The organism is Bacillus sp. JJ664, assembly GCF_036962205.1.
Classification (GTDB): Bacteria; Bacillota; Bacilli; order Bacillales; family Bacillaceae_G; genus Gottfriedia.
On sequence record NZ_JBALMS010000089.1, the window covers coordinates 1 to 828 of the forward strand.

Genomic DNA, 828 nt, shown 5'->3' on the forward strand with positions numbered 1-828 from the left:
GAGTAAAGAATGCTGTAATACCGCTTTCTTTTAAGCATCTAAATACTAGTGGGTACGGGTTCTGCCTGATAGCAATAAACACGATAATTGGATTGACAACAAGAGCCACTAAAAGCATACAACCAATCAGAACGAAAAGTAATTTTCCATAACTTAGCAAAGACTCAATTCCGTTTGTTGTGATAGACTCGATAACTAACCCCATGATTCCTAATGGTGCAAGCTTAATTACCCATGTAACCATTTTAGAAACTGCATCAGAGAAATTAGATATCATTGTTTTTGTCGTATCGGAGGCATTCTTTAATGTCAAACCAAGAAGGATCGCCCAAGCTAAAATACCGATATAGTTTGCATTAAAAATTGCTTTTACCGGGTTATCAACGATGTTCAACAGTAAACCTTTAAGGACCTCTGTCACACCACCAGGAGCCGTTACTTCCTCAACTCCCTTTGTCAGTGTCAAACCTACGGGAAACATAAAACTTACAATTACTGCAATTAAACCTGCTAAAAAAGTTCCTAAAAGATATAGAATAATAACAGATTTCATATTTGTTTGTTGACCACTCTTATGTTGAGCGATGGCTGACATAACTAAGAACAATACCAAAACAGGTGCAATAGCTTTTAGAGCTCCTACGAATAAAGAGCCTAATATGGTAACAGGTTTTGCTACCTCTGGAATTGTAATAGCCAAGATAATACCAATAATCAAACCTATAGCTATTTGTTTTACCAGACTGATTTGATTCCACTTTTTCATCAGATTTGTCATTGAAGTTCTCCCCCTTGTGAAAATTACATCTGATCCTACTAGTTTTTCTC

Annotated in this window: 1 protein-coding gene; it reads right to left on the bottom strand. The window is 36.2% G+C overall.

Translation table 11 applies throughout. From position 1 onward, the window contains the following. Nucleotides 1–778, bottom strand: a 778-nt coding sequence (gene sstT / locus V7056_RS14710) for a serine/threonine transporter SstT (protein WP_499703102.1), incomplete at its 3' end; no start/stop codon positions are given. Nucleotides 779–828: the final 50 nt, after the last annotated feature.